The sequence below is a fragment of the Streptomyces sp. NPDC017520 genome (assembly GCF_044329855.1).
GTDB lineage: Bacteria > Actinomycetota > Actinomycetes > Streptomycetales > Streptomycetaceae > Streptomyces.
The window spans coordinates 564351-589099 of record NZ_JBIRKB010000004.1 but is presented as its reverse complement, the minus strand read 5'-3'; the positions used below and the strand labels follow the sequence as shown (position 1 = coordinate 589099).

Sequence of the window (24749 nt, the reverse complement as noted above, 5' to 3'; positions counted from 1 at the left end):
AGTCGTCCCTCCCGGTTGCCCCTCCCTTTCGTACCCCCCCTAGACTGAACATCCAGCAGGTGGCTCACGCTCGAAAGGCGCCCCCGTGTCCATCGGCAACTCCCCCGAAGACGACCGGCCTTCGATCGGTCGTGCCCTTCAGCAGGCTCGAATCGCCGCGGCTCTGACGGTCGAGGAAGTCAGCAGCTCCACCCGGGTGCGCATCCCCATCGTGCACGCGATCGAGCAGGACGACTTCTCCCGCTGCGGCGGCGACGTCTACGCCCGAGGCCACATCCGCACGCTCGCCCGTGCCGTCGGCCTCGATCCGGAACCGCTGGTCGAGGAGTACGACGCCGATCACGGCGGCCGTCCCGCACCGACCCCCGCGGCACCGCTGTTCGAAGCGGAACGCATCCGCTCCGAACCCCGGCGGCCCAACTGGACCGCCGCCATGGTCGCGGCCATCGTCGCCGTCGTCGGGTTCGTCGGCTTCACGCTCTTCAGCGGTGAGGACGAACCCTCGAACACCGCGCAGATCGCGGAGGGCTCCAAGCCCGACAAGACCGCGGCCAAGCCCACCGCCACCAAGCCCTCCGACCCCAAGCCGGTGCCCTCCGAGAGCGCCATCGCCGCCGCCCCCCGGGACAAGGTGACGGTGAAGCTCAGCGCGGTCCGGGACGAGAGCTGGATCTCGGCCAATGATCACAACGGACGGCGGCTCTTCGACGGGCTGCTGCTCAAGGGCGAGTCCAAGACCTTCCAGGACACGGAGCGCATCGACCTCGTCGTCGGCAACGCCGGGGCGATCGAGCTCTTCGTCAACGGCAAGCAGGTCGAGGACCGCTTCGGCTCCGGCCAGGTCGAACGGCTTTCCTACACCAAGGGCGACCCCGAGGCCGGCTGATTCGCCGTCCTCCGCTTCCGCACTCGTCCCGACGGGCGTCCGGCATCGCGCCGGGCGCCCGTCGGCGTTCCCCGGCCCGGACCCTGTTACTCCCCGTAGCGGGGAAGGGGTGCCGGCAGGGGCAGGCAACCCTGCACGGCAGGGGGGCCGCCGGAACGAAGTAGTCTTGAGTCCATGCCCGAACGCCGTACCGTCGCCCTTGTCACTCTTGGCTGCGCCCGTAACGAGGTGGACTCGGAGGAGCTTGCAGGCCGCTTGGCAGCGGACGGCTGGGACCTCGTCGAGGATGCCTCCGACGCGGATGTCGCAGTCGTCAACACCTGTGGGTTCGTCGAAGCCGCCAAGAAGGACTCGGTCGACGCCCTGCTCGAAGCCAACGATCTGAAGGATCAAGGCCGCACCCAGGCCGTCGTCGCCGTCGGCTGCATGGCCGAGCGCTACGGCAAGGACCTCGCCGAGGCCCTGCCGGAGGCGGACGGTGTCCTCGGATTCGACGACTACGCCGACATCTCCGACCGGCTCCAGACCATCCTCAACGGCGGCATCCACGCCTCGCACACTCCGCGCGACCGCCGCAAGCTCCTGCCGATCAGCCCCGCCGAGCGGCAGGACGCCGCCGTGGCGCTGCCCGGCCACGCCCAGGAGACGCCCGCCCCCGCGCCCGAGGACCTCCCCGAAGGGGTCGCACCGGTCTCCGGGCCGCGGGCGCCGCTGCGCCGCAGGCTCGGCACCAGCCCCGTCGCCTCGGTGAAGCTCGCCTCCGGCTGCGACCGCCGCTGCTCCTTCTGCGCCATCCCCTCCTTCCGCGGCTCGTTCATCTCGCGGCGCCCCTCGGACGTGCTCCAGGAGACCCGCTGGCTGGCCGAGCAGGGCGTCAAGGAGGTCATGCTCGTCTCCGAGAACAACACCTCCTACGGCAAGGACCTCGGCGACATCCGCCTCCTGGAGACCCTGCTGCCCGAGCTGGCCGAGGTGGACGGCATCGAGCGGATCCGGGTCAGCTACCTCCAGCCCGCCGAGATGCGCCCGGGCCTCATCGACGTCCTCACCTCGACCCCGAAGGTCGCCCCGTACTTCGACCTCTCCTTCCAGCACTCCGCCCCCGGCGTGCTGCGCGCGATGCGCCGCTTCGGCGACACCGACCGCTTCCTGGAGCTCCTGGACACCATCCGGAGCAAGGCCCCCCAGGCCGGTGCCCGCTCCAACTTCATCGTCGGCTTCCCCGGCGAGACCGAGGCGGACCTCGCCGAGCTGGAACGCTTCCTCACCGGCGCCCGCCTCGACGCGATCGGCGTCTTCGGATACTCGGACGAGGAGGGCACCGAGGCGGTCGGCTACGAGAACAAGCTCGACGCCGACACCATCGCGGAGCGCCTCGCCCACATCTCCCAGCTGGCCGAGGAGCTGACCTCGCAGCGGGCCGAGGAGCGCGTCGGCGAGACCCTCCAGGTGCTGGTGGAGTCCGTGGAGTCGGACGAGGACGGCGAGGTCGCGATCGGGCGCGCGGCGCACCAGGCCCCCGAAACGGACGGCCAGGTGGTCTTCACCACACGCGAGGGTCTCGTGCCGGGCCGTATGGTCGAGGCAAAGGCAGTGGGCACCGAGGGCGTCGACCTGGTGGCCGAACACCATGAGCTTGCGGAGGCAGCCAGATGACCGGAGTCCCGGCATCCGCGGCAGGCGGCTCCGGCGCGAAGCCGGTCCGCGGCGGCAAGCTGGGCACTGCGGCCGTCAACCAGGCCAGCCTGTGGAACATCGCCAACATCCTGACCATGGTGCGGCTGCTGCTCGTACCCGGGTTCGTCCTGCTGCTGTTCCACGACGGCGGATACGACCCGGTCTGGCGCGCGTTCGCCTGGGCGGCCTTCGCCGTCGCGATGATCACCGACCTGTTCGACGGTCATCTGGCGCGGGCGTACAACCTGGTCACGGACTTCGGGAAGATCGCCGACCCGATCGCCGACAAGGCGATCATGGGCGCGGCACTGGTCTCGCTGTCCGTCCTGGGCGATCTGCCGTGGTGGATCACCGGAGTCATCCTCGCCCGTGAGCTGGGCATCACGCTGATGCGGTTCTGGGTCATCCGGCACGCGGTGATCCCGGCCAGCCGAGGCGGCAAGCTGAAGACGCTCGCGCAGGGGACGGCGGCCGGGATGTACGTCCTGGTGCTCACCGGGCCCCTGGCCACCTTGCGCTTCTGGGTGATGATGGTCGCCGTCGTGCTGACGGTCGTCACCGGACTCGATTACGTACGTCAGGCCGTCGTCCTGCGTCGCCAGGGCCTCGCCGCCGAGCGCGCCGCCGCGGCCGAGCGGGCCGCGGAGGCCCTTCAGGCCACTGCCGCCACCGCTGCCGACGCCGGTCCGGCCGCCGAGGCCGTGGCCGGCGCCACGGACGTACGCGGTACTGCCGAGGCGCGCGACGCCGCGGAGGCCGAGCGGTGACAGCCGCTGCCCGGGTGCTCCGGCTTCTCGGAGCGCGGGGCGAGACGCTCGCCGTCGCCGAATCCCTGACAGGCGGCCTGGTGGCCGCCGACCTGACCTCCGTACCCGGCGCCTCCCGGTCCTTCCGCGGATCGGTGACGGCTTACGCCACCCCCCTGAAGCGGGACGTCCTGGGCGTCGACGGGGGCCTGCTGGCGGAACGCGGAGCGGTGGACCCCGAGGTCGCGCTGCAGATGGCGGTCGGCGTGCGCCGGGTCCTCGACGCGGACTGGGGCCTTTCCACCACCGGGGTCGCGGGACCGGAACCACAGGACGGGCAGCCGGTCGGCACGGTCTACGTCGCCGTGGCCGGACCCTCCGGCATCGAGAAAGTGACAGCTCTGCGGTTGAATGGTGAGAGGGCGGATATCCGTAGTGAGAGTGTGCGAGGCGCCCTCGAACTGCTCGCAAGCGAACTCGGTGAGAATGCGCGGGCACAGGATACGGAACAGAACGGGGGGAATTGATGTTTGCAGCCCTGAGTGAACACGACATCGCTCCCCGCACGGCCGCAGCACAAGGCGGTACGGTAGGGCGTGAAGGATGCGGCTACGCGGTCCGAGGAGGGAGCCACCGATGATTCTGCTCCGTCGCCTGCTGGGTGACGTGCTGCGTCGGCAGCGCCAGCGCCAAGGCCGTACTCTGCGCGAAGTCTCCTCGTCCGCCCGGGTCTCGCTCGGTTATCTCTCCGAGGTGGAGCGGGGGCAGAAGGAGGCATCCTCCGAGCTGCTCTCCGCGATTTGCGACGCGCTTGACGTACGGATGTCCGAGCTCATGCGTGAAGTGAGCGACGAGCTCTCGCTCGCTGAGCTGGCCGAGTCGGCAGCTGCCAGTGATCCGGTCCCAGTACCGGTTCGCCCCATGCTCAACTCCGTCTCCGTCTCGTCGGTCGCAGGTGTGCCGTCGGGCCGGGTGACCATCAAGGCGCCCGCAGAAGCGGTGGACGTCGTCGCCGCCTGATCCACGCGGCGCAGTTGCTCGACCGGAGTCCCGGTCGGCCCCTACCGGGGTCGGCCGGGACTTTCGCGTTCGACGTCCACGTGACCGCCTGTTCTTCCGCGCGGCCTGGGAGTCGCGCGCCTCGTACGGGTGTGAGCCCTCGGTGGGTGGGCAGACGGAGGACAAGGCCCGCATGACCGTTTTGCTTGATATGTGCCATCGTGGGTGATGCACAGAGACGGTCAGCGAAGCGGCTGACGGATGGGAGTAGCGCACATGTCTGTGGTCAAGAGCACGTTGTCCGAGAGCGACCTCAAGGTCGTGGGAGGGGCGCTGCAGGGCGCCCTGGTCGACCTCGTCGACCTCTCCCTGGTGGCCAAGCAGGTCCATTGGAACGTGGTCGGTCCACGCTTCCGCTCCGTGCACCTTCAGCTCGACGACGTCGTCGTCACGGCCCGGCAGCACTCCGACACGGTCGCCGAGCGCGCTTCGGCCGTCGGGGTCAATCCGGACGGGCGCTCCGGCACGGTCGCCAAGGAGACCGCCATCGCGTCCGTGCCCGAGGGCTGGATCAAGGACACCGATGCCGTGCGGATCCTGGTGGACGCGCTGGGCGTGGTCATCGGCCGGATGCGGGAGCGCATCGAGGCGACCGACGAGCCGGATCCGATCACCCAGGACCTGCTGATCGCGCTGACGGCGGAGCTCGAGAAGCACGCCTGGATGTTCCAGGCGGAAAGCGCCTGACCCGGCGCCCGGCCGACGACCGCTGTACGTCCCGAGCAGAAGGAGCGACATCATGAGTGACGGAGCCATGGACAAGATGAAGGGCAAGGGCAAGGAGGCTGTCGGCAAGCTGACCGGCGACCGCCGCAAGGAGGCCGAGGGCAAGGCCGATCAGGCCAAGGGCGGAGCCAAGGACGCGGCGGGCGGAGTCGGCGACCGTGCCAAGGGCGTGAAGGACTCGCTCCGCCGGGACGACGACGAGTAGTCCTGAGCCTTCGGAGCCACTGCCCCGAGGTCGCCACTGCCCTGAGGTCCGAGTGCCCCCGCCGTTTCGGCGGGGGCACTTCCCTGTGGGTGCCCCCTCGGCCGGGCGTTCTGGATGCACCACGGCCGCTGCCAGGGGAAACTGCCGGAAAGGACGTCGGCCGCGGGAGGCAGCGATGATACGGCGATGGGTGCCGGCGCTGGTTCTCGGCGGACTGTGGTGGTGGGCGGTACTCCGGCTGGTGCTGCGACCGGAACAGGCGGGGCTGGTGGAGGGGGCGGTGGCGGCGGGGGGCTGGGGGCTGAGTCTGTTGCCGGTCCATGTCGCGACGGCCGGGGCGGTGGGCCCGGTGAGGCCGGTGAGCCCGTCGGGGCGGTTGGGGCGATCAGGGTGGTTGGGACGGTCGGGGTGGTTGGGACGGTCAGGATGGTCGGGTCTGCTCGGGCCGTCGGGCTCGTTCGGTTCGTTGACGCGGCGGTGGTCTACCAAGGCATGGCGACGCCGCCGTTCGGCCGGAGAATCTGACCGGTCATGAAGGCCGAGGCGTCCGAGGCCAGGTGCAGCACGGTATGGGCGACGTCCTCCGGTTCGCCGACCCGGCCGAGCGGGGCGATCCGGGCCATCGTCGCCTCCGTCCGGTGCTGACCCGAGGCATCGTGCCGGTCGGTCATGGGCGTACGGATCCAGCCGGGTGCGACGGCGTTCACCCGTATGGTGTGAGGCCCCAGCTCCGTGGCGAGCGTTTTGGTGAGCTGCACCACGGCGGCCTTCGCGACGCTGTAGCAGAGCAGGCCCGCGCTCGCGGAGTCCACCGCGCCGGACGCCATCGTGATCAGCGAGCCGGGGGTGGAGCGGGCCGTCATGGAGCGGGCCACTTCCTGGCAGGCGTACAGCACCCCTCGGAAGTTGACGGCCAGCACGCGGTCCAGGTCCTCGTCCGCCGTCTCCAGCACGCTGCTGGTGTGCATGATCCCGGCCGAGGCGACCAGGACGTCGAGATGCCCGGCCGCGCCGACGGCCGCACGGACCTGGTCGCGGTCGGTGACGTCGAGAGGGTGGGTCCTGGCGCTGCCGCCCGCGTCGGCGACCAGGTCGTACGTCCGGCGCAGCCCCCTCTCGTCACGGTCCGCACAGTGCACCGTCGCCCCGGCCTCCGCGAGCAGCAGGGCGCTCGCCCGCCCGATGCCGCTCGCCGCGCCGGTGATGAACCGCGGCGCGGCCCGTGAGGTCGTACGCGGAGAGAGGCATGACGGGACCGTACGACCGCATCTGACGGGTCGTCAACTAGGGTGTCGGTCCCGATTGGCAACCCGGACACCAGTAGGTGGGGCGGTCGTCCTGGTCGGTGAGACGGATCGGGGTTCCGCAGCGCAGACAGGGGCGACGGGCCCGCCCGTAGACGTACAGCCGCTCCTGTACGCGAGCGGGGGGCCGGGCGCGTGGGCGGGCGGGGGCCGGGGTGCTCGGTGTGGGCGCTGTGGCGGGCGGGCCCGGCGGGGTGCGGAGTTCGGAGGGGATCGTCGTGGTGCGGGTGGGGCGGTCGCGGTTGGCGTGCAGCAGTCGCTCGGCGAGCGTGACGAGCCGGAGGAGCGCGCCGTCGGGGAGGGCGCCCACGGGGAGCCAGGGCGTGACGCGGGCCAGGAAGCACAGCTCGCACTTGTAGACGTTGCCGATGCCCGCCAGATTGCGCTGGTCCAGGAGCGCCTCGCCGAGGGGGCGCTCCGGCGCGGCGAGCAGTCGGTCCAGGGCCAGGCCGGGGTCCCAGTCGGGGCCCAGCAGATCAGGGCCCAGATGGCCCACGGCCCGGTCCTCCTCGCTGGTGCGCAGCAGCTCCAGCACCGGTAGCCGGTAGCCGACCGCGGTGTGTTCCGCGTTGGCGAGGATCGCGCGGATCTGGTGCCCCGGGCCGCCGCGCCAGCGTTCGTCCGGCGCATACACCCGCCAGGCGCCGTCCATCCGGAGGTGGCTGTGCAGGGTCAGGCCGCCCTCGACGCGGGTCAGCAGGTGCTTGCCGCGGGCGGTGACGTCCAGGACGGTGCGGCCGGAGAGGTCGGCGGTGGCGAAACGGGGGACGCGCAGGTCGGACCGGGTCAGCACCTGCCCGGCCAGCGCCGCGTGGAGCCGGGTGGCGGTCTGGAGGACGGTGTCTCCTTCGGGCATGCCTCCATGATGGGCCGGGCCGGGCGTTCGTGCGACGGTCCGGCTCGTCGTCGGGGCGGGTGGCGTCCGGCCGGGTGGCGTCCGGCCGGGGGTCGGTGGCGTCGCCGACGGGGCAGGTGCCCTCCGCCGAGGTGCTGTCCGTCCGGGTGCTGTTTGTTGGGCTGCTGTTCGTCGAGGTGCCGTCCGTCGGGGTGCTGTCCGTCGAGGTGCCGGGCCCGGGATTTCGGGGCGGCGCCTCGGATCGTCGGTGGCTCGGATCAGGCGCGCAGGCGCAGGCCTCTCGGAGTGGCGAGGAACCCGGCGGACTCCAGCGTCCGGCCCAGCGGCGAGGTGAGGGAGGAGACGCCGTTCGTCCGCTCCACCGTCACCGTGCCCAGGGCGCCGGCGCGGGCCGAGGCGGCCAGGGCGTCGGCCGCCGCCCGCAGGGCCGGGGCCTCGGGGTCGGACGGCCACGCCAGGAGGGTCTTCCCGCCCCGCTCCATGTAGAGCGTCAGCTCGCCGTCGACGAGGACCACCAGCGCCCCCGCCTTGCGGCCCGGCTTGTGTCCGGCGCCATCAGGGGACTCGGGCCACGGGAGGGCGGCGCCGTACGCGTTGGCCGGGTCGGCCGCGGCCAGCACCAGAGCCTGGGGTGGGGAGTCCGGATCTCGACGGTCGCGGGCCGTGGAGGCGGCACGCAGGCGGTCCACCGCGCCGTCCATGGCGAACTGGGCGGCTCCGAGCCCCTCGACCACATAGCCGCGCCGCGCCTGCCCGTTGTCCTCGAAGGCGGCCAGGATGCGGTACGTAGCGGAGAAGCCGCCCTCCACCCCTTCGGCCTGCACCGCGCCGCGGGTCACCACGCCGTGCCGGTCGAGGAGGGTACGGGCCAGGGCGTGGGCGCGGTGGGTCGGTTCCGGTTCGACCGGGGGCAGCAGGGACCAGCGGCCCGAGACGGTCGGCGGGCCGGTGCGCGACGCGGGGCGGGCGGCGGCGGTGAGCGAGCCGTAGCGCCCGCGCGGGACGCTGCGCCGGGAGCGGTGGGCGGTGGCGCCCGCCGTCCGCCCCGAGCCCAGGAGCGAACGCAGCGGGGCCAGGGTGTCGTTGGTGAGCCGCCCGGACCAGGCCAGGTCCCACAGCGCGTCGGCCAGCTGCTGGTCCGTGCAGTCCGGGTGGGTCGTGGCCCGGACCTGGTCGGCGATCTGGCGGAAGAAGAGGCCGTACCCGCCGGAGAGCGTGGTGAGCACGGACTCGTGGAGCGCCGACAGCTCCAGCGGGTGCGGCGGAGGCAGGAGGAGGGGCGCGCTGTCGGCGAGGTAGAGGGAGACCCAGCCGTCCTTGCCGGGCAGCGCGCCCGCCCCGGCCCAGACGACCTCGCCCGTGGTCGTCAGCTCGTCGAGCATCGCCGGGGCGTAACCCATGACCCGGCTCGGCAGGATCAGCTTCTCCAGCGCCGACGCGGGAACGGGAGCGCCCTGAAGCTGCTCGACGGCGCGGGCCAGCCCGTCGATGCCCCGCAGACCGTTGGAGCCGAAGTGCTGCCACTGCGGGAGGAAGGAGGCGAGGGCCGCGGGCGGCACCGGCTCCAGCTCCTGGCGGAGCGCCGCCAGTGAACGGCGGCGGAGCCGGCGCAGCACCGTGGCGTCGCACCATTCCTGGCCGATGCCCGCTGGGTGGAATTCCCCCTGGACGGTCCTGCCGGAGGCCGACAGCCGTTGCAGCGCCCCGTCGGTGACGGCGGTGCCCAGCCCGAAGCGCTCGGCGGCCCTGGCGGCGGTGAACGGGCCGTGTGTCCGCGCGAAGCGGGCGAGGAGGTCGCCGAGCGGGTCCTTCACCGGCTCGGTGAACGCCTCGGGAACGCCGACCGGAAGCGCGGTGCCCAGGGCGTCGCGGAGCCGGCCCGCGTCCTCGATCGCCGCCCAGTGATCGGCCCCGGCGATCCGGACCTGGATTGCCCGGCGGGCCGACGCCAGCTCCGGTGCCCAGGACGGCTCGGCGCCCCGCTCGGCGAGCTCGGCGTCGGTGAGCGGACCGAGCACGCGCAGCAGGTCGGCGACCCCCTCGACGTCCTTGATCCGCCGGTCCTCGGTGAGCCATTGCAGCTCCCGCTCCAGCTCGGTGAGGACCTCGGGGTCGAGCAGTTCGCGCAGCTCCGCCTGGCCCAGCAGTTCGGCGAGGAGGTGGGAGTCCAGGGAGAGGGCGGCGGCGCGCCGTTCGGCGAGGGGCGAGTCGCCCTCGTACAGGAACTGCGCCACGTAACCGAAGAGGAGCGAGCGGGCGAACGGCGAGGGCTCCTGGGTGGTCACCTCGACCAGCCGGACCCGGCGTGCCTCCAGGTCGCCCATCAGTTCCGTGAGCCCGGGGACGTCGAACACGTCCTGGAGGCATTCGCGGACAGCCTCCAGAACGATCGGGAACGAGCCGAACTCCGAGGCGACCTGGAGCAGCTGGGAGGCCCGCTGGCGCTGCTGCCAGAGCGGGGTGCGCTTGCCGGGGGAGCGCCGGGGCAGCAGCAGGGCGCGCGCCGCGCACTCGCGGAACCGGGCGGCGAACAGGGCCGACCCGCCCACCTGGTCGGTGACGATCTGCTGGACCTCGCCCTGGTCGAAGACGACGTCGGCGGCCGCCACCGGGGGCTGGTCGCTGTCGTACGCCACGGATCCCGGAGCGGGTCCGCCGTCCCCGGCGTCCGGGGGCCCAGGGGCGTCGAAATCGAGCAGGTCCAGGCCCATCATGTCCGCGTCGGGCAGCCGCAGCACGATCCCGTCGTCGGCGTGCATCACCTGGGCGTCCATCCCGTACCGCTCACCGAGACGGGCGGAGAGCGCGAGCGCCCAGGGGGCGTGCACCTGGGCGCCGAAGGGGGAGTGCACGACGACTCGCCAGTCGCCCAGCTCGTCCCGGAACCGCTCGACCAGGATCGTCCGGTCGTCCGGGACGTGGCCGCAGGCCCGGCGCTGCTCGTCCAGATAGGCCAGGATGTTGTCCGCCGCCCAGGCGTCGAGCCCGGCGGCCAGCAGGCGCAGCCGGGCGTCCTCCTCGGACAGTCCGCCGATCTCACGGAGGAACGCGCCCAGGGCACGCCCGAGCTCCAGGGGACGGCCCAGCTGGTCGCCCTTCCAGAACGGCAGCCGGCCCGGAACACCCGGGGCCGGGGAGACGAGGACGCGGTCCCGGGTGATGTCCTCGATCCGCCAGGACGTGGTGCCCAGGGTGAAGACGTCGCCCACACGGGATTCGTAGACCATCTCCTCGTCCAGCTCGCCGACCCGGCCGCCGCCCTTCTTCGGGTCGGCCCCGGCGAGGAAGACTCCGAAGAGCCCTCGGTCGGGAATCGTGCCGCCCGAGGTGACGGCGAGCCGCTGAGCCCCGGGGCGGCCCGTGACCGTGCCCCCGACGCGGTCCCACACGACCCTGGGGCGCAGCTCCGCGAAGGCGTCGGAGGGATAGCGTCCGGCGAGCATGTCGAGCACGGCGGTGAACGCGGACTCGGGAAGCGAGGCGAACGGGGCCGCCCGGCGGACCAGGGCCAGCAGGTCGTCCGCCTGCCAGCTGTCCAGCGCCACCATGGCGACCAGCTGCTGGGCGAGGACGTCCAGCGGGTTGGACGGGATGCGCAGAGCCTCGATCGCCCCTGTCCGCATCCGCTCGGTGACGACGGCGGCCTGCACCAGATCGCCGCGGTACTTCGGGAAGACCACTCCGGTGGAGACCGCTCCCACCTGGTGTCCGGCCCTGCCCACCCGCTGTAGGCCGGAGGCGACGGAGGGCGGGGACTCCACCTGGATCACCAGGTCGACCGCGCCCATGTCGATGCCCAGCTCCAGGCTGGAGGTGGCCACCACGGCGGGCAGCCGGCCCGCCTTGAGGTCCTCCTCGACCTGGGCCCGCTGCTCCTTGGAGACCGAGCCGTGGTGGGCGCGGGCCAGCAGGGCGGGAGCGCCCCTGCCCGCACCGGACTGGGCCATGATCTCGGCGGGGGCGTGCGCCTCCGGGAGGGCGGGCGCCGGGTTGTCGGGGTCGAACGCGGTGCCGGTGGCCCGCTCGTACGCGATCTCGTTCAGTCGGTTGCACAGCCGCTCCGCCAGCCGCCGGGAGTTGGCGAAGACGATGGTGGAGCGGTGCGACTGCACGAGATCGGCGATGCGCTCCTCGACATGCGGCCAGATCGAGGGCTTGTCCGCCTGGCCGGAGTCACCGTCCGTGGCGGGTGAGCCGCCCAGCTCGCCCAGATCCTCGACGGGGACGATGACCGAGAGGTCGAACTCCTTGGTGGATCGGGGCTGGACGATCTCCACCTTGCGCTGCGGCGACAGGAAGCGGGCTACCTCGTCGACCGGCCGGACCGTCGCGGACAGGCCGATGCGGCGGGCGGGACGTGGCAGCAGCTCGTCGAGACGCTCCAGGGACAGGGCGAGATGGGCGCCGCGCTTCGTACCGGCGACCGCGTGCACCTCGTCGAGGATCACCGTCTCGACGCCGGCCAGCGCGTCCCGGGCGGAGGACGTCAGCATCAGGAACAGCGACTCGGGCGTGGTGATCAGGATGTCCGGCGGCCTGGTCACCATGGAGCGCCGCTCGGCGGGCGGGGTGTCTCCGGACCGGATGCCGACCCGCACCTCCGGCTCCGGCAGGCCCAGGCGCACCGACTCCTGGCGGATGCCGGTCAGCGGCGAGCGGAGATTGCGCTCGACGTCGACCGCGAGGGCCTTGAGCGGGGACACGTACAGCACCCGGCAGCGCTTCTTCGCGTCGGCGGGCGGCGGCTCGGCCGCCAGTCGGTCCAGCGAGGCGAGAAACGCGGCCAGCGTCTTGCCGGAACCGGTCGGCGCGACGACCAGGACATCGCTGCCCTCGCCGATGGCCCGCCAGGCGCCCTCCTGCGCCGCGGTGGGCGCGCTGAAAGCCCCGCCGAACCAACTGCGGGTCGCGGGCGAGAACGCGTCGAGCGCGGATCCGGTCATGCTCCCCATCGTGCACCCCGGCACTGACAACGAGCCGGAGACACCGCCCGGGATGGCCCGCTCAGCCGGTGGCCCACGGCCGGGACCTGCGAGAATGGCACCATGACGGGAGCGGACGGCACGGAGGAATGGGCACGGCACTGGCAGTACGCCGCGCTGCCCGACCTCGATCTGCTGCGCGCCCGGTACGTCCGCCACACCTTCCCCCGGCACACCCACGAGGGCTATGTCTTCGGCGCCGTCACCGGCGGGGTGGAGGACGTGGGGCTGCCGGGCGGCACGGTCCACGCGGTCCCCGGAACCGTCGTCATGATCAACCCGGAGGTTCCGCACACCGCCCGCTCCGGGGCCCCCGAGGGGTGGGCGTACGCCACGCTCTACCCGTCGGCCCAGGCCGTCAACGACATCGCGGCCGAGGTGACATCCCTGCGCGGCACGGTCGGCTTCGCCGAGACCCGGGTGACCGACCCCCATGCCTCCCGCCTGATCACCGAGGTGCACCGGGCGGCGGAGGAGGGCAACGCGCTGGCGGCCGACAGCCTGCTGCGGGTTCTGGTCGCCCGGCTTCTCGGTCGGCACGGCAGCCCATCGCCCGGACTGGCCGCGCGCGCCGGGGGTGCGCGGAACGCCGTGCGCGCCCGCGCCGTGCTGGAGGAGCGCATGGCCGCGCCGCCCACACTGGAGGCGCTCGCCGCAGAGCTGGGCATCGGTCCGTTCGTACTGCTGAGAGCCTTCAAGAAGGAGTACGGGATGCCGCCCCACACGTGGCTGACCGACGCCCGGGTGCGCAGGGCCCGCCGCATGCTCGACGCCGGTGTCGCGCCCGCCGAGGCGGCGACCGCCGTCGGCTTCACGGATCAGCCGCACCTCAATCGCCACTTCACCCGGATCGTGGGTGTGCCGCCCGGCGCCTACCAGCGCGAGCGCGGAGTGCTGCGGCCCGGCCGGTGAGGGCACAAGAACGTACCGGTGATGGCGCAGAACATGTCAGCGGGTGTGCAGATTGCGTCTCTCCGTGTGCGGAAAGTGCCGACCGGTGTGCAAGAACGTACAAGACCCGGCCCCGGCGATCCCCGTAGCGTTCCGGGCGTGGCAGAACAGACAGCACCCCCAGGAAGCACCGGCGCGCCCGGTGCCATGTCGCCCGGTCCGCCCGGCGGGCCGGGCGAGGCCCTTCCGGACAAGCCGGACGCGGCCGTCGTCCGCGACGCGCTGGGCGTCGGCATCGCCGTCGGGCTCTCCGGCTTCGCCTTCGGCGTCACCTCCGCGGGCTCCGGCCTCAGCCTGCTCCAGACCTGCGTCCTGAGCCTTCTCGTCTTCACCGGCGCCTCGCAGTTCGCCCTGGTCGGCGCGCTGGCCGCGGGTGGCAACCCCTACACCGCGGCGGCCGGGGCGTTCTTCCTGGGCGTCCGGAACGCGTTCTACGGTCTGCGGCTCTCGCAACTGCTCGCGCTTCCCCGCGCGGTACGGCCCTTCGCCGCCCACTGGGTCATCGACGAGACGACCGCGGTCACCCTGCCCCAGCCCACCCGGCGGGCCGCGCGCATCGGCTTCACGGTCACCGGACTCACCCTGTACGTGCTGTGGAACCTCACCACCCTGGTGGGCGCCCTGGGCGCCGAGGCACTGGGCGACACCGACGCGTGGGGCCTGGACGCGGCGAGCCCCGCGGTGTTCCTCGCGCTGCTCGCGCCGATGCTCAAGAGCACCATCGAACGCGTCACGGCGGGGCTGGCCGTCCTCCTGGCCCTGACGCTGCTGCCCGTTCTGCCGGCGGGCGTGCCCGTTCTACTGTCGGCGCTCGCGGCACCCGTCGTCCTCTTCCTCATGGGACGGACGAAACGGGGACCGAGTCCCGAGGGCCCCGGGGACGGCGCGGCGACCCGGCAGCAGAAGACGGCACAGCAGGAGAAGGAGGAGCGGCACCCATGAACGTCTGGATCGCCATCGGACTGACCGTGGCGGGCTGCTACCTCGCCAAGCTCCTGGGCCTGCTGGTGCCCGCGGGCGTGCTGGAGCGACCACTGGTCCAGCGGATGGCCGCCCTGCTGCCCGTGGCGCTGCTGGCGGCTCTCACCGCACAGCAGACCTTCGGCGACGGTCAGCAACTCGTCCTCGACGCCCGTGCCGCCGGTCTCGGGGCAGCGGCACTCGCCCTGATCCTCCGCGCTCCCTTCCTGGTCGTCGTCGGCGCGGGAGTCCTGGTCACGGCCGGAGTCCGGGCACTGGCCTGAGCGAGCGGAACGCCCGGGAACCGAACGCGGGGCGATCCGTCCGCCACCCCGGACACGCGGTCAGCCGAGTGGACGACCGTACGAGCGGAGCGTCCCCAAGGCCCTGAGCGTCACCAGGGGGCGTCCTTCCAGTGCGGTTCCCGGGGCCCACTGACGCCAGGTCACCGGCCATCCGCCGTCGTCCTGCTGCTCGGCGGCCAGGTGGTCGAGCGAGCGCTCCAGTTCCTCGTCCGTGAACCAGCGGCGGGCCAGCGACCCGGGCGTACGGGCGTAATCGTGCGGGAAGTGGTGCTCGCCCGGTGCATAGCCCGTCGCCACCGGGTAATCCGCCCGCCGGGAGGGATCGAGCACCGCCAGCCGTTGTTCGCGCACCAGGCGGCCGAGCCGGTCGGCCGCCACCTCGGCGCGTGCCCGGTCCGGGGCGCAGTCCAGAAAGGCGACCGCGGCCTCGATCTCGTAAGGATGGGACTGTTCCAGAGCCTCGACGGCACTCCAGCAGAAGTCCGTGGCCCGGAACAGCCAGGCGTGCCACACCTGATTGCCGTGGAGCAACCCGACGACCGGGCCGGTCGCGAGCAGCTCCGCCGGAGGGTCGTCCACGATGGGGACGAACGGGGCCGCCGGATACCCGCGCTGTGTAGGAAGCAGAGCGGGAAGTGCGCCTTCTCTGGTTGATACATCGGTCAGAAAACGGCAGATCCGTTCGACCCGCTGTCCGGCGCAGCGATCGATCGAATCAAGAACGCTCAGCGCGTGGGCGGTGTGCAGCGGTTGGCTGACCGGACCCCGGAGATCGGGTTCCAGCGCGTGACCGTAGCCGCCGTCCTCGTTCTGATAAGCGGAGAGGGCCGTTTCGACGGCGTCGGGATCCCCGTCCAGGAAGCCATGGGCGAACCTCCGCTGTTCGAGGACACGGGCCGTGAGCCAGATGAACTGTTCGGCTCGCGCGAGGGTGCTTGCTCCGGTTCCAGCCATGGACCGACCGTAGAGGGGAAAGGCGTCCGGCACATGCCCGGCGGACCGGCTGCACTCTCAGGAGCGGGATACTGGTGGCATGCGGTTGACGATTTTCTGGGAGCGGATGGCCGACCACTTCGGTGCGGCGTACGCGGACTCCTTCGCCCGTGACCATGTGATGGCCGAACTCGGCGGCCGCACGGTGCACCAGGCGCTGGACGCGGGCTGGGACGCCAAGGACGTCTGGCGCGGGGTCTGTACGGCCATGGACGTTCCGGCCGACAGGCGCTGAAGCCGGTGTGCGTTCCGGCGGGCGGGCGCTGACCCGTTCCGGACGAGCGCTGACCCGTACGCGGCGAGCCCTGCCCCGTACGCGGCGAGCCCTGCCCCGTACCGGGGCGGGAAGGGAACCGGGACGGACGGGGAACGGCCGGCTCGGGGCGGGGGGCCGGTGGCCGTCGGCATAGGCCAGACTTGCCCCGTGTCATCGACAGACGAGACCGCCCCGGCCCAGCCGTCCGCGCCCCCACCCGCCCCGCCGGCCGCACCACCCGCGCCGCCCTCCGGCGCAGGCAGGGTCCGCATGCCCGGCTGGCTGCCGCGTGCGATGGTGCTGGCCCTGGCGCTCTACGCCTGCTTCCAGCTCGGCAGTTGGGCGTTCTACCAGCTCATCGGGTTGCTGACGAACGTGCTGATCGCGTTCTTCCTCGCGCTCGCCATCGAGCCCGCGGTCGGCCGGATGGCGGCTCGCGGCATGCGCCGCGGGCTGGCCACATTCCTCGTCTTCCTCGCAGTGACGATCTTCGGCGTCGGATTCGTGGTGCTGTTGGGGTCGATGCTCGCGGGCCAGATCGTCGACATGGTCGACGAGTTCCCCAAGTACATCGACTCGGTGATCAACTGGGTCAACCAGACCTTCCGCACCGAACTCTCCCGGGTCGAGGTCCAGGACAGCCTGCTGCACTCCGACTGGCTGCAGAAGTACGTCCAGAACAGCGCCACCGGAGTGCTCGACGTCTCCACCACGGTCCTCGGCGGACTGTTCCGGCTGTTGACGATCTTCCTGTTCTCCTTCTACTTCGCGGCCGACGGGCCCCGGCTCCGCCGCGCCCTGTGCTCCGTCCTGCCGCCGGCCCGGCAGACCGAGGTGCTGCGCGCCTGGGAGATCGCGGTCGACAAGACCGGCGGGTACATCTACTCGCGCGGTCTGATGGCGTTGATCTCCGGCGTGGGGCACTACGTCCTGCTGGTGATCCTCGGGGTGCCCTACGCCCCGGCACTCGCCGTCTGGGTCGGACTCGTCTCGCAGTTCATCCCCACCATCGGCACGTATCTCGCGGGCGCCCTGCCCATGCTGATCGCCTTCACGGTCGATCCCTGGTACGCGCTGTACGTGCTCGGGTTCGTCGTGATCTACCAGCAGTTCGAGAACTACGTGCTCCAGCCCAAGCTGACCGCGAAGACCGTCGACATCCACCCCGCGGTCGCCTTCGGGTCGGTCATCGCCGGCACGGCTCTGCTCGGCGCGGTCGGAGCGCTGGTCGCCATCCCCGCCGTCGCCACGCTCCAGGCGTTCCTCGGCGCCTATGTGAAGCGGTACGACGTCACCGACGACCCACGCGTGCACGGGGGCAGCAGCCGTACGCCCGGGAGGCCGTTGCCGTCCCGGATCCGCCGTCTGGTGTGGCCTCGGCGGTAGCAGCCGGTCGTGGCGGGCCGCCTCAGCGGTAACCCGTCACATCGGCCGACAGACCGGGGTCCTGGACCTCGGTCAGATACCGCCAGGCGTCCGGCCGGCTCCCGTCCACATCCGTGAAGCCGTACACCTGGGCGAGCTGCCCGCTGGAGAGCGACCTGCCGTTCCAGCGGGCCACCTCGGGGTCGCCGGCGAGGGCGGCCACGGCGCGGCCGACGTACGCGGGGGACTCGGAGATCGCGAAGTGGGGCGAGTGCGCGACGGCGTCCCGCCAGGTGGTCTCGGTCACCCCGTGGGCCTGGAGCATGACCTCGGACCGCAGCCAGCCCGGGGTGAGCGCCACGGCCGTCGCGTGGTGCGGTGCGAGCTCATGGCCGAGGGCGAAGGCCATCCGGTTCACCGCGGCCTTGGCCAGGTCGTAGAAGAACGAGACGCGGTAGTGGGACGCGTTGTACTCGTCCGTTCCGTCGGTCATCTCGACGACCAGGCCGCCCGGGGTCTCGATCAGCAGCGGCAGCGCGAAGTGACTGGTGATGGCATGGGTGTCGACGGCCAGCCGCAGGGTGTGCAGCCCGGTGTCGAGCGACGACTCCCACACCGGCCTGTCCCACTCGATCTCGGCCCCCCAGATGTCGTTCACCAGAATGTGCAGGACGCCCTGCTCGCTCGCGATGCGGGCCACCAGAGCCCTGACCCGGTCGGGAACCAGGTGATCGACCTGGACGGCGATGCCCCGCCCGCCCGCCGCGTCCACCAGGGCCGCGGTCTCCTCGATCGTTTCGGGCCGGTCCATCTCGGACCGCTCGGACCCGCTCGTACGGCCGGTCACATACACGGTCGCCCCGGCGGCGCCGAGCTGGACGGCGATGCCTCTCCCGGCCCCGCGGGTGCCTCCGGCGACGAGTGCCACGCGGCCGGCGAGATCGGCTCCGGGGGCCTGTCCTCCGTCGGGTGCTCCGGACCCCGCAATCGCTCCCATACCGATCGAATATAGGGCGATACGCCCAGGGGTGCAGGTCCGGCTGCGCCCGGTCAGCGGCTTTGGTCAGGGGCTTTGGCCGACGGCTTCGGCCAGGGGGGCTTCGGTCATGGGCTTTGGTCAAGGGGCGATCGCGGGGCCGCGTGGTGCGCTTGACATGAAAATCGAACATCCATTCTGATGGGATTCCGGCCGGGTTTTCCCGGGCCCGGCCGTGGAGTTGTCCACAGGCCGGGAGGACGTCGAGGCCCATTGTCAGTGGCAGGGGTTAGCGTCTGAGACGTGAAGCGATCGACTCAAGCAAATCGGGTGGAACCCATGGCAGGCAACGACCGCGAGAAGGCGCTGGACGCCGCACTCGCACAGATTGAACGGCAATTCGGCAAGGGCGCGGTGATGCGCCTGGGCGAGCGGCCGAACGAGCCCATCGAGGTCATCCCCACGGGATCGACCGCTCTCGACGTCGCCCTCGGCGTCGGCGGTCTGCCGCGCGGCCGTGTGGTGGAGGTGTACGGACCGGAGTCCTCCGGTAAGACGACGCTGACGCTGCACGCGGTGGCGAACGCGCAGAAGCTCGGCGGCTCGGTGGCGTTCATCGACGCCGAGCACGCGCTGGATCCGGAGTACGCGAAGAAGCTCGGCGTCGACATCGACAACCTCATCCTGTCCCAGCCGGACAACGGTGAGCAGGCACTGGAGATCGTCGACATGCTGGTGCGCTCCGGCGCCCTGGACCTGATCGTCATCGACTCCGTGGCGGCCCTGGTGCCCCGTGCGGAGATCGAGGGCGAGATGGGCGACTCGCACGTGGGTCTCCAGGCGCGTCTGATGAGCCAGGCCCTCCGCAAGATCACCAGTGCGCTCAACCAGTCCAAGACCACCGCGATCTTCATCAACCAGCTCCGCGAGAAGATCGGCGTGATGTTCGGCTCGCCGGAGACCACCACCGGTGGCCGGGCGCTGAAGTTCTACGCATCGGTGCGCCTCGACATCCGCCGGATCGAGACGCTCAAGGACGGCACCGACGCCGTCGGCAACCGCACCCGCGTCAAGGTCGTCAAGAACAAGGTCGCCCCGCCGTTCAAGCAGGCGGAGTTCGACATCCTCTACGGCCAGGGGATCAGCCGCGAGGGCGGTCTGATCGACATGGGCGTGGACCACGGCTTCGTCCGCAAGGCCGGCGCCTGGTACACGTACGAGGGCGATCAGCTCGGCCAGGGCAAGGAGAACGCCCGCAACTTCCTCAAGGACAACCCCGACCTCGCCAACGAGATCGAGAAGAAGATCCTGGAGAAGCTGGGGATCGGTGTCCGCCCGGACGCCGATGCGGGCGAGCCCGCCGCGGACGCCGCTGCGACGGCGGCTGGAGCACCGGCGGCCGAAGCGGCGGCGAAGCCGGCGACCACCGCGGCCGCCAAGGCCAAGCCGGCCAAGACCGCGGCGGCCAAGAGCTAGGCCGTGACACGTCGTACGGAGTGGCCGGGGGGCCCTGCCGAGCCCGGCGGCGACCCCGAATCCGACTACGGGCCCGTCGAGCCGGAGGCGGGCGCCGGGGCGCGGCCAGGGCGCCGCTCACGCGGTGGAGCGGGCGCCGGGAGCGGATTCGGCGAGGGGGCGGGCCGCCGCGCCCGCTCCGGCACCAGGAGCAGCGGCTCCCCTTCCTCGTCGAGGGCCGAGAAGGGGGAGCCGCGTGACCCGGTCGAGCAAGCGCGCAACATCTGCCTCCGGCTGCTCACCGGGACGCCGCGAACGCGCAAACAGCTCGCGGACGCCCTGCGCAAGCGGGAGATCCCGGATGAGGCGGCCGAGGAAGTGCTCGCGCGCTTCGAGGACGTCGGGCTGATCGACGATGCGGCGTTCGCCGGGGCATGGGTGGAGTCCCGGCACCACGGCCGGGGACTCGCGCGCCGTGCCCTCGTCCGTGAGCTGCGGACGAAGGGCGTGGACTCCACCGTGATCGACGAGGCGGTCGGCCGGCTCGACCCGGATCAGGAGGAGGAGACGGCGCGGGAGCTCGTGGCCCGCAAACTCCGCTCCACGCGAGGTCTGGACCGGGACAAGCGGCTGCGTCGCCTGGCGGGGATGCTCGCACGCAAGGGATACGGGGAAGGCATGGCCCTGCGGGTGGTGCGTCAGGCGCTGGAGGAGGAGGGCGAGGACACGGAAGGCCTGGACGAGCCTTTCTGAACACCGGAACACCGGAACACCGGAACACCGGGATACGGAGATCCGCGGGATCGGGGCTGTTCGCGGCCAGGGGGCGAGGGCCGGGCAGGAGGTAGCGGCGACCGTCAGCCGACGGCCAGCGGGCGGCGGCCAGTGGTCAGTGTCGCCGGACGGAGCGCGTCCGATGGTCAGGGGCCCATGGTCACTGTCCCGCCAGGGACGCGCGGCGGATGGTGGCGTCCATGAGCGCCAGGGCGTCCGCCGAGGTGCGACCGGGATGGCGGTTCCAGGGGCCGATCAGTCCGGGCCACCCCTGCGCGCGCAGCTCCGTGATCAACCAGGCGCCTGCCCGGTCCACGGTGTCGAGGGAGCCGTAGCCGAGGCGGTGCGCGGAGATGAGGGCACCGCAGACGCAGCGTGCGCCACGGGTGTTCCGCAGTTGGTACGGGGTGTTCTGCCAGCCCCACTCGGCCAGGATCTGCCGTGCGTAGCCGAGCTGGGTCGACGGGCGGAGGTCGCTCTGCCCGACCCGCCGCCAGAGGTGGACGCGGTCGGGCAGCATCGCGCCCAGCCTGCCGGGCAGCGGGCGCTCGTGCGGGGGCGCGGCCGGCAGTGTCCGCAGGGTGTCGTCGACGAGCCGGTCCACGGGCACGGACAGCAGGGTCCGCCAGTCGAAGGGCTCTGTGAGCGCCGGTTCCGCAGGTTTCGCGGGTTCCACGGACCGTGCGGACGTCGGCTCCGCCGGAGTGAGCAGGGTCTCGGGAGGCTCGGGAACCGTGCGCTCCCAGCCCGTGATGATCTGTTGCCACGCCTGAGTGTCGTGCAGCCGGGAAGCCTGGCCGTCGAGCTGGTCGGGGGTGAGGAGAGCGGTCGCCATGAATGCGTCATCTCCGTACATTTCGGTCCTCTGTGTGAGGCGAATGTCGGTCATTCACGGCGATTGCTCTAGTGGAACGTGGCGTTCGGGTGCGTGACATCCGAACGGATCCGACGCCTGTCCCCTGACGCCTGACGCCTGACGCCTGACGCCTGTCCCTGACGTCTGACGCCCGCCACCTGAACTCAGGTGGCGGGCGTCAGTCGGCAGATCACGCGGCATGCCCGCAACTGACGCCCGGGTGTCGGCTCCCGGGCATCAGCTCCCGGGTGTCAGGTGGAGGTGGCGGCGGAGACGACCGGTAGGCCCGCGCCGCGCCACGCCTGGAAGCCGCCGATCAGGTCGGTGGCCCGGTGCAGGCCCAGTTGCCGCAGCGAGGCGACCGCGAGGCTGGAGGCGTATCCCTCGTTGCAGATGACGACGATCCGGAGGTCGTGGCCGACCGCTTCGGCGGCGCGGTGGCTGCCCCGGGGGTCGAGCCGCCACTCCAGTTCGTTGCGTTCGACGACCAGCGCGCCCGGGATCAGTCCGTCCCGGGCGCGGAGCTCCGTGTACCGGATGTCGACCAGGAGGGCCCCGGCCTCCGCCGCCGCGGCAGCCTCGGGCGGGCCGATCCGGTCGTAGCCGGCCCTGACCCGCCGCAGCAGTTCGTCGATGCCCAGGGGCGTCGGGGCGGCCGGCACGGCCTCGCCCCGGTCCGTGTTCCGGTCCTCGCTCACTGCCAGTCCTCCGGGCTCTCGGTCTGCTCCAGGCGGAGCACCGCACCGGTGCGGCTGAACCGGCGGATCCGCGGCAGGGGCGGGTAGTAGGCATGGACGGAGACCGCGTGGGCGACCTCGGACTCGTTGAGGACCTCATGGACGTGGTTCTGTCCGAAGGCCCTGCCCTGACCGGTCGCCAGATTCCTCGACCGGTCCACCCCGTCCGTCAGCTCCAGCGTCTTCCAGCCGTCGGTGGGCAGCCGCACGGCCAGCGAGTGCTCCTTGAGGGCGCCGGCAGCGGTGGTGAACGCGCCGAACGAGTCGGCGTGGTCGTGCCAGCCCGTGCCGGTGCCCGGCGGCCAGCCGATCAGCCACGCTTCGCTGCCCCCCGGTCCGTCGAGCCGGATCCAGGTGCGGCCCTCCGGATCGAGAGGGAGCGAGGCGATGAGCGCCTCGTCCCGAGCGGCGCCGCGGACGAAGTCCATCAGCTCCGCGACCGTCGGTGCGGCGGAAGAGGGTGTGGAGCTACCGATCACGGGGCTGGAGGGTGTGGAGCCACCGGTCACGGGGGTGGAGGGTGTGGAGCCCCCGGTCACGGGGGTGGAAGGGGAAGGGACAGCGGCAGCCGTGGGCGCGGCGGAGCTGAGGGAAGACACGAGGACCGTCCTGGGAGTTCGCGCGGGATTCCGGCCATGCGGAAAAAACAGCACGAACCGGCTTGGGGGAGGCGAGTCAGCAGGACGGGCGACACACGCAGCCCGCGTAACGGACGAGGTCCATATGGACCCTCCGCCACAGGCGCACATCGGTGTCGGTCATGATCTGGAGTACACCACGCGCGCCTGTGACGGTCAATCGATCAATGGCGACCGGCGGTCCCCTCGGCGTGGACCCGTGCCCGAGGGCGAGGTTCGCGCCCCGCGTCGTGTCCGTCCTCGCCGTCACCCGGTTCCACGGGCTCGCGCGCTTCGCTGGGCTCACCGCCCAGAGCGGCCCGTGCCGCGGTGAGCAGCTCCGCGGGCCGTACGCCGCCGAAGGCGGCCACCAGGTGCCCGTCCGGCCTCACCAGCAGGACCGTGTGCGCCGATGCCCCCGGATAGCTCTCGGTGACCAGCAGCTCCGTCGATCCGGGGAGTGCCGCCACGGCGTCCGTGAGGCGAGGCATGACACCCGCGGTCTGCCAGTGCCGCCGGTCCCAGACCCCGGTCCCCGGCGCGACCAGGACCACCAGCGGATGCCCCTGCCCCAGCCGCTCCCGCAGCCGCGCCGTCGTCCCGTCCGGCGCGGTCACCCTCACATCGGCGACCGGCGCACCGGGGGGCGTACCGACGACGGTGTGCGCCTCCGTGTGCGGTGGTGCAAGGGGGGAGTGCGAGTACGAAGGGGGCGCACCCAGCGCTCCGCAGCCCAGATGGCCGTCGGAGAGCAGGGTGTCGCGACCACGTGCGGCGCCCGGGACCAGGGTCCGCAGACCGCCTCCGCCGCGCAGTATCGGCAGCGACTGGTCGGCGGCGCGCAGCCGCGAGGCCACCGCCGCCCGGCGCTCCGCCTGATAGCTGTCGAGGAGGTGCTCGGCCGGGCCGTGGTGCCAGGCGTGGGCCAGCTTCCAGGCCAGGTTCTCGGCGTCCCGGATGCCCTCGTCCAGTCCCTGCGTGCCCACGGCGCCCAGCAGGTGCGCCGCGTCCCCCGCCAGGAAGGCACGCTGCTTGCGCCAGCGCCGGGCGAGCCGGTGGTGGAGCGTGTGGACGCCGGTGTCCAGCAGTTCGTACGCCGGGGTCTCGCCGCACCAGCCGGCCAGCGTGTCCCGGATGCGGGTGATCAGAGCTTCGGGAGTGACCAGTTCGCCACGCGGCGGCAGCAGCCAGTCCAGCCGCCAGACGCCGTCCGGCAGTGGCCGGGCGGAGACCTCGGCGCCCCCGGTCCGCCAGGGAGGCTGCCGGTGCAGGACGGCCTCGTCGGGCCAGGGCAGCTCGGCCCGGAGCGCGGCGACGGCATGCCGCTCCACTGCCGTACGGCCGGGGAACCGGATGTCCAGCAGCTTGCGCACGGTCGACCGGGCGCCGTCGCAGCCGACCAGATAACTCCCGCGCCACCAGGTCGAGCCCGGCTCCCTCGTGTGCACCGTGATGCCGTCGGGGTCCTGCTCCAGCGTGTCGATCCGGCTCAGCGGCACCCGCTGGACCAGCGGCGCCTTGTCCGCCGCCGCACGCAGCGCGGCGCTCAGCGCATGCTGCGGGACATGGAGCGGCGCGGGAAGAAGCCCGGTGAGCGGGGCCTCGTCCTCGCTGCCGCCCCCGCTCAGCGGCACGTTCCGGACCAGCTGCTTCCGGCGCATCGAACGCCACCCGGACCAGCGCAGCCCGACCCGGTCCAGCTCCCGGCAGCCGAGGCGGCCCATCAGATCGGCGGTGTCCTCGCGCAGCACGACCGTGCGGGCGGGGCGGGGCTCCTCCGTGCCGGGGCCCTCGTCGAGAACGACCGAGGGGACGCCCTGGGCGGCGAGGGCCAGCGACAGCGTCAGCCCGACGGGCCCGGCGCCGACGACGATCACCGGGTCCACGGCTCGTACCCTCCGGCCCGTACGGTCATGCGGAACGTGGCATAGGAAGCCGGGTGCGTGATCACAGAACGTATGCAACCCACTGGTGGTGCTTGCGTCAAGTGACCGAGGCAGCGACGCGTGCGCCGCTGCCTCGAATGCTCCTGCTCGTCAGGGCCGGGAAGACCCCGGGGACGG

At 72.1% G+C, this 24749-nt stretch carries 23 protein-coding genes and 1 pseudogene; 14 read left to right on the top strand and 10 right to left on the bottom strand.

The features are described from left to right. Positions 1-85: 85 nt before the first annotated feature. From ACH4KB_RS13225 to ACH4KB_RS13195, 7 genes are all read left to right on the top strand, one after another. A complete protein-coding gene (locus ACH4KB_RS13225; RefSeq protein ID WP_398066047.1) occupies positions 86-886 on the top strand; it encodes a helix-turn-helix domain-containing protein in 801 nt (266 codons plus the stop codon). Between the two features lie 174 nt (positions 887-1060). Next, positions 1061-2542, top strand: a complete 1482-nt coding sequence (gene rimO, locus ACH4KB_RS13220; RefSeq protein ID WP_398066046.1) for a 30S ribosomal protein S12 methylthiotransferase RimO — start codon at positions 1061-1063, stop codon at positions 2540-2542. Beyond that, positions 2539-3330, top strand: a complete 792-nt coding sequence (gene pgsA, locus ACH4KB_RS13215) for a CDP-diacylglycerol--glycerol-3-phosphate 3-phosphatidyltransferase (RefSeq protein WP_398066045.1) — start codon at positions 2539-2541, stop codon at positions 3328-3330. The genes rimO and pgsA overlap by 4 nt, the downstream gene beginning before the upstream one ends. Continuing rightward, a complete protein-coding gene (locus ACH4KB_RS13210; RefSeq protein WP_398066044.1) occupies positions 3327-3836 on the top strand; it encodes a CinA family protein in 510 nt (169 codons plus the stop codon). The genes pgsA and ACH4KB_RS13210 overlap by 4 nt, the downstream gene beginning before the upstream one ends. Positions 3837-3945: 109 nt before the next feature. Beyond that, positions 3946-4329, top strand: a complete 384-nt coding sequence (locus ACH4KB_RS13205; protein WP_003965837.1) for a helix-turn-helix domain-containing protein — start codon at positions 3946-3948, stop codon at positions 4327-4329. A gap of 255 nt (positions 4330-4584) precedes the next feature. Then, positions 4585-5055, top strand: coding sequence for a Dps family protein (locus ACH4KB_RS13200; RefSeq protein WP_398066043.1), 471 nt, complete (start codon positions 4585-4587; stop codon positions 5053-5055). A 52-nt stretch (positions 5056-5107) separates the two neighbouring features. Beyond that, entirely contained in the window at positions 5108-5299 is a 192-nt protein-coding gene (locus tag ACH4KB_RS13195; protein WP_026291192.1) for a CsbD family protein, read from the top strand. A gap of 482 nt (positions 5300-5781) precedes the next feature. On the opposite strand, the pseudogene ACH4KB_RS13190 reads toward ACH4KB_RS13195, so the two are convergent. The 3 genes and pseudogenes from ACH4KB_RS13190 to ACH4KB_RS13180 form a co-directional block, all read right to left on the bottom strand. Further along, positions 5782-6547: pseudogene (locus ACH4KB_RS13190) on the bottom strand (SDR family NAD(P)-dependent oxidoreductase). A gap of 36 nt (positions 6548-6583) precedes the next feature. Then, positions 6584-7459 carry an Fpg/Nei family DNA glycosylase gene (locus ACH4KB_RS13185; RefSeq protein WP_398066042.1) on the bottom strand — a complete coding sequence of 292 codons (876 nt, stop codon included), beginning with the start codon at positions 7457-7459 and terminating at the stop codon, positions 6584-6586. A 257-nt stretch (positions 7460-7716) separates the two neighbouring features. Further along, positions 7717-12402: a DEAD/DEAH box helicase gene (locus ACH4KB_RS13180; RefSeq protein WP_398066041.1), complete on the bottom strand. Its 4686-nt coding sequence runs from the start codon at positions 12400-12402 to the stop codon at positions 7717-7719. A gap of 102 nt (positions 12403-12504) precedes the next feature. Here ACH4KB_RS13180 and ACH4KB_RS13175 point away from each other — a divergent pair, with 102 nt between their 5' ends. The 3 genes from ACH4KB_RS13175 to ACH4KB_RS13165 all read left to right on the top strand — a co-directional run bounded on the left by ACH4KB_RS13175 (position 12505) and on the right by ACH4KB_RS13165 (position 14636). Continuing rightward, positions 12505-13353: an AraC family transcriptional regulator gene (locus tag ACH4KB_RS13175; RefSeq protein WP_398066039.1), complete on the top strand. Its 849-nt coding sequence runs from the start codon at positions 12505-12507 to the stop codon at positions 13351-13353. Positions 13354-13491: 138 nt separating this feature from the next. Further along, positions 13492-14334 carry an AzlC family ABC transporter permease gene (locus ACH4KB_RS13170; RefSeq protein ID WP_398066038.1) on the top strand — a complete coding sequence of 281 codons (843 nt, stop codon included), beginning with the start codon at positions 13492-13494 and terminating at the stop codon, positions 14332-14334. Continuing rightward, positions 14331-14636: an AzlD domain-containing protein gene (locus ACH4KB_RS13165; protein WP_398066037.1), complete on the top strand. Its 306-nt coding sequence runs from the start codon at positions 14331-14333 to the stop codon at positions 14634-14636. Before ACH4KB_RS13170 ends, ACH4KB_RS13165 begins: the two co-directional genes overlap by 4 nt. Before the next feature lie 60 nt (positions 14637-14696). Here ACH4KB_RS13165 and ACH4KB_RS13160 read toward each other — a convergent pair whose 3' ends face one another. Beyond that, positions 14697-15611: a hypothetical protein gene (locus ACH4KB_RS13160; protein ID WP_398066036.1), complete on the bottom strand. Its 915-nt coding sequence runs from the start codon at positions 15609-15611 to the stop codon at positions 14697-14699. Positions 15612-15690: 79 nt separating this feature from the next. On the opposite strand from ACH4KB_RS13160, the gene ACH4KB_RS13155 reads away from it, so the two are divergent. Both ACH4KB_RS13155 and ACH4KB_RS13150 read left to right on the top strand, forming a co-directional pair. Further along, positions 15691-15885: a DUF3046 domain-containing protein gene (locus tag ACH4KB_RS13155; RefSeq protein ID WP_003965827.1), complete on the top strand. Its 195-nt coding sequence runs from the start codon at positions 15691-15693 to the stop codon at positions 15883-15885. A gap of 291 nt (positions 15886-16176) precedes the next feature. Further along, positions 16177-17292: an AI-2E family transporter gene (locus ACH4KB_RS13150; protein WP_398066075.1), complete on the top strand. Its 1116-nt coding sequence runs from the start codon at positions 16177-16179 to the stop codon at positions 17290-17292. 22 nt (positions 17293-17314) lie between these two features. Here ACH4KB_RS13150 and ACH4KB_RS13145 read toward each other — a convergent pair whose 3' ends face one another. Beyond that, complete coding sequence (locus ACH4KB_RS13145; protein ID WP_398066074.1) at positions 17315-18199, bottom strand: SDR family oxidoreductase; 885 nt, start codon at positions 18197-18199, stop codon at positions 17315-17317. A 387-nt stretch (positions 18200-18586) separates the two neighbouring features. On the opposite strand from ACH4KB_RS13145, the gene recA reads away from it, so the two are divergent. Together recA and recX are read left to right on the top strand one after the other, a co-directional pair. After that, the gene (gene recA, locus ACH4KB_RS13140; RefSeq protein ID WP_398066035.1) at positions 18587-19723 is read left to right on the top strand and encodes a recombinase RecA; all 1137 of its coding nucleotides are present in this window, start codon (positions 18587-18589) and stop codon (positions 19721-19723) included. A 3-nt stretch (positions 19724-19726) separates the two neighbouring features. After that, positions 19727-20455, top strand: a complete 729-nt coding sequence (recX, locus tag ACH4KB_RS13135; protein ID WP_398066034.1) for a recombination regulator RecX — start codon at positions 19727-19729, stop codon at positions 20453-20455. 181 nt (positions 20456-20636) lie between these two features. Here recX and ACH4KB_RS13130 read toward each other — a convergent pair whose 3' ends face one another. From ACH4KB_RS13130 to ACH4KB_RS13110, 5 genes are all read right to left on the bottom strand, one after another. Next, positions 20637-21311, bottom strand: coding sequence for a hypothetical protein (locus ACH4KB_RS13130; protein ID WP_398066033.1), 675 nt, complete (start codon positions 21309-21311; stop codon positions 20637-20639). A gap of 272 nt (positions 21312-21583) precedes the next feature. After that, positions 21584-22030 carry a rhodanese-like domain-containing protein gene (locus ACH4KB_RS13125; RefSeq protein WP_398066032.1) on the bottom strand — a complete coding sequence of 149 codons (447 nt, stop codon included), beginning with the start codon at positions 22028-22030 and terminating at the stop codon, positions 21584-21586. Then, positions 22027-22668, bottom strand: coding sequence for a cysteine dioxygenase (locus ACH4KB_RS13120; protein ID WP_398066031.1), 642 nt, complete (start codon positions 22666-22668; stop codon positions 22027-22029). The genes ACH4KB_RS13125 and ACH4KB_RS13120 overlap by 4 nt, the downstream gene beginning before the upstream one ends. Before the next feature lie 76 nt (positions 22669-22744). Then, complete coding sequence (locus ACH4KB_RS13115) at positions 22745-22831, bottom strand: putative leader peptide (protein WP_311605579.1); 87 nt, start codon at positions 22829-22831, stop codon at positions 22745-22747. A 40-nt stretch (positions 22832-22871) separates the two neighbouring features. Continuing rightward, complete coding sequence (locus ACH4KB_RS13110; protein WP_398066029.1) at positions 22872-24572, bottom strand: FAD-dependent monooxygenase; 1701 nt, start codon at positions 24570-24572, stop codon at positions 22872-22874. Positions 24573-24749: the final 177 nt, after the last annotated feature.